General features: G+C 76.8%; 6 protein-coding genes. All 6 read right to left on the reverse strand.

The features are described from left to right. Positions 1-48 precede the first annotated feature (48 nt). Complete coding sequence (locus tag NPS70_RS11275) at positions 49-957, reverse strand: ribonuclease Z (RefSeq protein ID WP_256524006.1); 909 nt, start codon at positions 955-957, stop codon at positions 49-51. Between the two features lie 6 nt (positions 958-963). Beyond that, entirely contained in the window at positions 964-1323 is a 360-nt protein-coding gene (locus tag NPS70_RS11280) for a histidine triad nucleotide-binding protein (RefSeq protein WP_256524007.1), read from the reverse strand. 141 nt (positions 1324-1464) lie between these two features. Further along, positions 1465-4707 (reverse strand): S41 family peptidase, encoded by a 3243-nt coding sequence (locus tag NPS70_RS11285; protein ID WP_256524008.1) that lies wholly within the window; start codon positions 4705-4707, stop codon positions 1465-1467. Positions 4708-4819: 112 nt separating this feature from the next. Then, on the reverse strand, positions 4820-5326 hold the full coding sequence (locus tag NPS70_RS11290) for a hypothetical protein (RefSeq protein WP_308315000.1): 507 nt from the start codon (positions 5324-5326) through the stop codon (positions 4820-4822). Positions 5327-5404: 78 nt separating this feature from the next. Continuing rightward, positions 5405-6148 (reverse strand): 16S rRNA (uracil(1498)-N(3))-methyltransferase, encoded by a 744-nt coding sequence (locus NPS70_RS11295; protein ID WP_256524010.1) that lies wholly within the window; start codon positions 6146-6148, stop codon positions 5405-5407. After that, the gene (locus tag NPS70_RS11300; protein ID WP_256524011.1) at positions 6145-7272 is read right to left on the reverse strand and encodes a nitronate monooxygenase; all 1128 of its coding nucleotides are present in this window, start codon (positions 7270-7272) and stop codon (positions 6145-6147) included. The genes NPS70_RS11295 and NPS70_RS11300 overlap by 4 nt, the downstream gene beginning before the upstream one ends. Between the last annotated feature and the right edge of the window lie 205 nt (positions 7273-7477).

A 7477-nucleotide genomic window follows, 5' to 3' on the forward strand; every position in this document is an offset into this window, starting at 1 on the left:
GTCGGCGCGTGCCGGGCGCGGGGACGCGGCGGCCGGTGCGTGCGCCGCTCAGCTCCTCGGCGGCACGGGGATGCGCGACAGGTCCTGGGCGACGGTCACCTCCCCCGTGAAGCCCGCCGCGCGGGCCTGCCGCTCGAAGACCTCGGCGGCGTCGGTGTAGCGCTGCGAGAAGTGCGTCAGGACCAGGTGGCGGACCCCCGCCTCGTGCGCGGCCCGGCCCGCCTGGCCCGCGGTCAGATGGCCGTGCTCGGTGGCCAGCCGGAGATCCTCGTCGAGGAAGGTCGACTCGATGACGAGCAGGTCGCAGCCCTCGGCCAGCGTCCGCACCCCCTCGCACAGCCGGGTGTCCATGACGAAGGCGAACCGCTGACCGCGGCGCACCTCGCTGACCTCCTCCAGGGTCACCCCGCGCAGCACGCCCTCGCGCTGGATCCGCCCCACGTCCGGGCCCTGGATCCCGTGGGCGGCGAGCCGCTCCGGGAGGATCCGCCGCCCGTCCGGCTCGACCAGCCGGTAGCCGAAGGACTCGACCGGGTGCGACAGCCGGTGGGCGTGGAGCGTGAAGGCGGGCGACTCGGCGACGGGCCCGTCGCCGGAGACGGGGCGCACGTCGAGGACGGCCGTCTCGCGGTAGGCGGTGGCGTACCGGAGGCGGTCGAAGAAGTGGCGGCCGCTCTCGGGGAAGTGGACGGACACCGGGTGCGGGACCTGGTCGAGGTTGATCCGCTGGATCACCCCGGCCAGGCCCAGGGAGTGGTCGCCGTGGAAGTGCGTGACGCAGATCCGGTCGATGTCGTGCGCGGAGACCCCGGCGCGGAGCATCTGGCGCTGGGTGCCCTCGCCGGGGTCGAAGAGGATGCCGCCGCCGTCCCAGCGCAGCAGGTAGCCGTTGTGGTTCCGGTGCCGGGTCGGGACCTGGCTGGCGGTCCCGAGGACCACCAGCTCGCGGGCGGACACGGCCGGCTACCCGGGGGGCCAGGCGAGCCCGCGGCCGCCGAGGACGTGGGCGTGGGCGTGGAAGACCGTCTGCCCCGCCCCGGAACCGGTGTTGAAGACGACCCGGTAGCCCGTCTCGTCGATCCTCTCGTCGGCGGCCACCCTGCCCGCCTCGCGCAGCAGGTCGGCGACGGTCTCCGGTGCCTCGGCGGCGAGGGCGGCGGCGTCCCGGTGGTGGGCCTTGGGGATGACCAGGACATGGCTGGGTGCCTGGGGGTTGATGTCCCGGAAGGCGACCGTCGTCTCGGTCTCCCGGACGACGGTGGCGGGCACCTCCCCGGCCACGATCTTGCAGAACAGGCAGTCCGCCTGCGGTTCTCCGGCCATGTGCGCGGAGCCTCCTCGCGGTGTCGATCACGTGTCAGGGCATGCTATCCGCCCGTCCCTCGGGCCGCCGCGCGCCCGGGAGCCGCCCGGGGAGCGCGAGTGGGCTCGCGCTCCGTGCTCCACCGGGCGGCTCCCCCGGTGTCAGGGCAGCGACGGCGGGGTCTTCGCCGGGGACGCCTCCAGCGCGGCCAGCGCGATCCGGACCGCTTCGTCCAACTGCGGGTCGCGGCCCGCCGCGTGGTCCGCGGGCGTCGGGACGACCTCGACGTCGGGCAGGACGCCGCGGTTCTCCACGTCCCAGCCGTGTCCCTCCAGCCAGATCGCGTACTTGGGCTGGGTCACCAGGGTGCCGTCGACCAGCGAGTAGCGGCTGTCGATGCCGACCACGCCGCCCCAGGTGCGGGTGCCGACCACGGGGCCGATGCCGAGGGCCTTGACGGCCGCGTTGACGATGTCGCCGTCCGAGCCGGAGAACTCGTTCGCCACGGCCACCACGGGACCGCGCGGGGCGTCCACCGGGTAGCTGACCGGGCGGCGCCCGCGCGGGAGGTCCCAGCCGACGATGCGGCGGGCGAGCTTCTCCACCACCAGCTGGGAGGTGTGCCCGCCGCGGTTCTCCCGCACGTCCACGATCAGGCCCTCGCGGGCGACCTCGACCCTGAGGTCGCGGTGGATCTGCGCCCAGCCGGGTGCCTGCATGTCGGGCACGTGGAGGTAGCCGAGCCGCCCGTCCGAGCGCTCGTGGACACGGCGGCGCCGGTCGGCGACCCAGGCGTGGTAGCGCAGCGGCTCCTCGTCGGCGATGGGCACCACGACGGCGTGGCGCAGGTCGCCCCCTCCCGCGGGGGAGACGGTCAGTTCCACGGGACGTCCGGCCGCGCCCACCAGGAGCGGCCAGGGCCCGCGGACCGGGTCGACGGGCCTGCCGTCGACGGCGACCAGGGCGTCGCCGGACCGCAGCGCCACGCCCGGTGCGGCGAGGGGCGAGTGGGCGAGCGGGTCGGAGGTCTCGGAGGGCAGGATGCGGTCGATGCGCCAGAAGCCGTCCTCGTCCCGCGAGACGTCGGCCCCGAGCAGCCCCTGCCGGGAGCCGCGGCCGCCGCGGCCGCCCGGAGGGATGACGTAGGCGTGGGAGGTGCCGAGCTCACCCTGCACCTCGTACAGCAGGTCGACCAGGTCGTCGTGGGTGGCCACCCGCGCGAGGACGGGCCGGTAGCGCTCCAGCACCCCGTCCCAGTCGACACCGCCGAGGTCCTCGCGCCAGAAGTGGTCCCGCATCAGGCGCCCCGCCTCGTCGTACATCTGGCGCCACTCCGCGGCCGGGTCGACGGTGCGGCGCACCCGGCCGAGGTCCACGGTGATGTTGGTGTCGCTGTCCTCGTCCCGGGAGGCGCGGCGGTCGCTGGGGACCAGCTTCAGCTTCCCGTCGGTGTGCAGCAGCACGCGCCTGCCGTCGCCGCTGACGCGGAAGCGCCCCGCGTCGCCGGACAGTTCCTCCACCCGCAGCCGCGTGAAGTCGAAGCGCTCCAGGGCGGTGGTGGGACCGGAGTCGTCGGGGTGGGCGCGGGTGGTGCCGAGGACTCCGCTCATCGGGTGGCGCAGCCACAGCAGGCCGTCCCGGGCCGCGCGCAGGGTCGAGTAGCGGGCGGCCTCCACCGGGAAGGGCACGATCCGGTCCGCCAGGCCGTCCAGGTCGATCCGGGTGGCGGGGGCGGACTGCTCGTCGCCGTCCGGCCCGTCGCCCTCGTCCTCGGCCTCGAAGGGGCGGCCGTGCCGCTGCGGGCCGAACGGCGAGGGGGTGGAGGCGGCGAGGGTGATCAGGTGGGGGCGGCAGCCGCCGACGAAGGCGAGGTCGAAGACATGGGAGTCGTAGACGGGGTCGAAGGCGCGCTCGGAGAGGAAGGCCAGGTGCCTGCCGTCGAGGGTGAACGCGGGCTGGTAGTCGGCGAAGCGCAGCGGGGTGGCCTCGCAGACGGTCAGGTCGCCGGTGCTCGCGAGCTTGATCTGCCGCAGCGGCTCGGGACCCGCGTGGGACCAGGCGAGCCAGGCGGAGTCGGGTGAGAAGCACAGGCCCTCGGCGTCGCCGTGCTCGCTGCGGTCGACCTCGCGCACCTCGCCGGACTCCCGCTCGACGAGCAGGACGCGGCCGTCGTGGGCGGCGACGGCCGCACGGCTGCCGTCCGGTGCCGCGGCGAGTTCCACGACGCGCCCCAGACGGCCCGCGGCGAGGCGGCGGGGGGTGGCTCCGGCGGGCCTTCCGGTGGCCGGGGCGAACTCCAGCGCGTCGTCGCCCTCGGCGTCGGTCACCCAGACGACGTGCTCCTCGCCGTCCGCCCGGAAGGTGCGCGGCATCCGGGCGCGCACGCCGGGTTCGGCGGAGAGCTCCCGGGCGGGGCCCTCCCGGTGGGTCACCCAGTGGATGCCGCCGCGGACCTCCACGGCGCTGCCCCGGCCCGTGTGGTCGGGTGCGGCGGCGCCGAGGTGGTGCTCGGCGCCGACCGTCCAGGGCCGCAGGTCGGTGCGCTGGCCGCCGAGCCGGGGGGCGAGGCGCCGGGGGGCGGCGTCCTCCAGGTCGTCGAGGATCCACAGCTCCCCCGCGGCGGTGTAGACGACGCGGGTGCCGTCGGTGGCGGCATGACGTGCGTAGAAGCCGCCGAGCGGGGTGTGCCGGCGCAGCGCGGACCCGTCGGGCCGGGAGGAGTACAGCGCGCCCACGCCCTCGTGGTCGGAGAGGAAGGCGATCCGGTCGCCGACCCAGAGCGGGTACTCGAGGTTGCCGTCGAGTTCCTCGTGGACGCGGGTGAAGCCCCCGCCGCCCCCCGTCCCCTCCGGCGTGGTGCCGGGGGCGGTGCCGCCGTCCGCAGCGTCCTCGATCCACAGCTTGCCCGCGGTGCCTCCGCGGTAGCGCTTCCAGGCGGCGGCCTCGCGTCCCATGGCGGCGGAGAGCAGCAGGGTGCGCGGGCCGAAGGCGACGTCGCCCACGGGACCGAAGGGCAGCCTCTCGGCCGGGCCGCCGTCCAGGGGCACCGCGCGTGCCCAGGTGCGGCGCAGGGAGGGCTGGTCGTGTGCGGCGAGCGCCAGCACCCGACCGTCCGGCGTCCAGCCGCGGACCGCGGTCCGCATGCTCCCCCAGTGCGTGAGGCGGTCGGCGGGGCCTCCCCCGACGGGTGCGACGTGCACCTCGGGTGCCCCGTCCCGGTGGGAACTCCAGGCGATGCGGGTGCCGTCGGGCGAGAAGCGGGGGTGGTTCACGGGCATGTTGTCGGCGCTGACACGCCACGCCCGGCCGCCGTCGAGCGGCGCCACCCAGACGTCGTCCTCGGCGGTGAAGGCGATCAACTCACCGTGCAGATGCGGAAACCGGAGGTAGGCAGGGTGCGTCACGGACTCACCCTAGGCGCGCCGGCACCCGGTGCGGAGGGCTTCGGATCACTTGGCCGGATCGGCGCAGCGCGGGGAGCGGCCGCCCCCGGGGACGGCCCGGACCGGGCGGGGGTCACTTGGCGGGCTCGGCGGTGACCGTGACCGTGCGGGTGACGGTGACGGTCGCCCCGGGGACGGGCCGGTCGCCGGGCTGCCGCGAGGGCTCCGGCGAGGCGGTCGCCGCCGCCGAGCAGTCGCCGAGCATGGTGGCCTCGAAGACGGTCTCCCCGGCGATCCGGGCGGTCATGTCCCCGCGGACGCAGACCCCTGCGCGCTCCTCGGTCACCGTGCCGTCGAGCGTGATCTCCTGGCCGGATTCGGTCTCCCCCTCGCAGTCGACGGTGGCCGCGGCGGGGGCTCCCGTCGCCGTGGAGCCCGGCGCCGGCGTCGGGGCCTGCGCCCGGCAGCTGAACCAGGCGACCTCGAAGGTGAGTCGTTCGAGTGTGCTGGTGGCCGTGCGGTCGGTGGTGACGGCCACGGCAGCGGAATTGAGCCCTCCGCCGACCGGCTGGCAGGCGGCGGTCCCGGCAAGGCCCACCGCGCAGGCACCGGCGGCGGCCACGGTCCTCCACGCCCTCATGCGGGGCATGGTCCCATGCCGGAACCCGGCTGAGAAGGCGAGTTGCGGCCATGTCGCCCTGCCGCCGCAGGCGCCCTCTCAGGACCAGCGGCCGGTCCTCCCCAGCAGCAGGGCGACCGCGGCGGTACCGGCCGTCGAGGTGCGCAGCACGCTGCGGCCCAGGCGGTACGGCCGGGCCCCCGCCCGGGCGAAGACCGCGGCCTCCTCCGGGGAGACGCCGCCTTCGGGGCCGACCACCAGCACGATCGACCCCTCGGCGGGCAGTGCGGCGGTGGCCAGGGGCTCGGCCCCCTCCTCGTGCAGCACCGCGGCGAAGTCGGCCTGCGCCAGCAGCGCGGCGACCTGCTTGGTCGTCGCCGCCTCGGCGATCTCCGGGAAGCGCAGGCGACGGGCCTGCTTGCCCGCCTCGCGTGCCGTGGAGCGCCATTTGGCAAGGGACTTGGCCCCGCGGTCGCCGCGCCACTGGGTGATGCAGCGGGCGGCGGCCCACGGCACGACGGCATCCACCCCGGTCTCCGTCATCGTCTCCACGGCGAGTTCCCCGCGGTCGCCCTTGGGCAGCGCCTGGACCACGGTGATCCGCGGCACCGGCTCCGGTTCGGCCGGAAGGCCGGCCACCTCGACCACGAGGCGGTCCTTCCCCTCGGCTGCGAGTACGGTCCCGGACGCGCCGGAGCCCCGCCCGTCGGTGAGCACGACCTCCTCACCGGGCGTCAGACGGCGGACGGAGACGGCGTGGCGCCCCTCCGGGCCGTCGAGGGTCACGGTGGTGCCGGGGCGGACGCCGTCGAGGGAGCCGACGACGAAGACGGGAGCGGTCACCGGGCACCTCCGGCGGCCCCCGGGGCGCCGGCCGGGTCCCCCGAGGCGGGCCCGGCCGCGCCGTGGCGCCCGGGCGCGGTCCCGGCCGCGTCCAGTTCCTCGGCCAGCGTCCGCACCAGTTCGGCGGCGGGCAGCGGGCGTGCCAGCAGGTGGCCCCGACCGGCCCACAGCGCCATGCCCTGGGGGTCCCCGGCGGCTGCCGCGGCGCGCCGCAGGCCGCTGGTGAGGTGGTGGACGTCCGGGTAGGCGGCCGGTGCGTGCGGCCCGTGCTCGTGCAGGAACCGGTTGACCAGCGCGCGCGCCGGGCGCCCGGAGAAGGCGCGCGTCAGCTCGGTGCGGGCGAACCGGGGGTCGGTGAGCGCCTGCTTGTGCAGGGGGTGGGCCCCGGACTCGGGGCAGGCGAGGAAGGCCGTGCCCAGCTGGGCGGCGCTCGCGCCGGCCGCGAGAACGGCGGCGACGTCCGCGCCGCGCATCAGTCCGCCGGCGGCGATCAGGGGGAGCCGGACGCTGTCGCGGACCGGCGGCAGCAGGGCCGCCAGCGGCGTCGCGGGGGGCCGGGGGCCCGGGGCGTCGCGGTGGGTGCCCTGGTGGCCGCCGGCCTCCGCGCCCTGGACGCACAGGGCGGCCGCACCGGCCGCCTCGGCCGCCCGGGCCTCCTCGACGGAGGTGACGGTGACCACCGTGACCGTACCGGCGGAGGCGAAGGCGGCCAGCACCTCGGGGGCGGGGCAGCCGAAGGTGAAGGAGACCGCCGGGACGGGGTTCTCGGCGAGGACCGCCAGCTTGGCCTCGTAGGCGTCGTCCCGGCCGCCGTCCGGGTCCCCGAGGGGCGTCCCGTAGCGGGCCGCCTCACCGGCGAGCCGGTCGCGGTAGGCGCCGACGGCGGCGCGGTCGGCGCCTACCGGCTGGGGCATGAAGAGGTTGACCCCGAAGGGCCGCGAGGTCAGGCGGCGGACCCGGTCGATCTCCCGGCGCAGGGCCTCCGCGTCCTTGTACCCCGCGGCGAGGAAGCCGAGGCCGCCCGCCTCGGACACGGCGGCGGCCAGTTCGGGGCGGGAGGCGCCCCCTGCCATGGGCGCCTGCACGATCGGGTACCGGAACAGGCCGGTCGGTGCCAAGGACATGCAGGCATCGTGCCACGTCCCGCGGGGGCCGCCGAATCGCGTGGCCGCGGGGCGTCAGGTCCGCCGGCCGGGCGGGCGGTTGCCGGTGCGCGCGGCGGACGCGGCCGGTCGTACGGGGCGCCGCGGGGCGCCACGCGCCGGTGCCCCGGACCGGTGGTCCGGGGCACCGGTCCGGGTCGCCGCCGCGAGGGCGCCGACCGGCGGG

It is taken from the genome of Streptomyces sp. C10-9-1, from assembly GCF_024497955.1.
Classification (GTDB): domain Bacteria; phylum Actinomycetota; class Actinomycetes; order Streptomycetales; family Streptomycetaceae; genus Streptomyces; species Streptomyces sanyensis.

Bases quoted from the DNA above. Each gene is read 5' to 3' on its own strand.
- NPS70_RS11280 (WP_256524007.1), bottom strand. From the start codon at position 1,323: ATGGCCGGAGAACCGCAGGCGGACTGCCTGTTCTGCAAGATCGTGGCC.
- NPS70_RS11290 (WP_308315000.1), bottom strand. From the start codon at position 5,326: ATGAGGGCGTGGAGGACCGTGGCCGCCGCCGGTGCCTGCGCGGTGGGC.
- NPS70_RS11300 (WP_256524011.1), bottom strand. From the start codon at position 7,272: ATGTCCTTGGCACCGACCGGCCTGTTCCGGTACCCGATCGTGCAGGCG.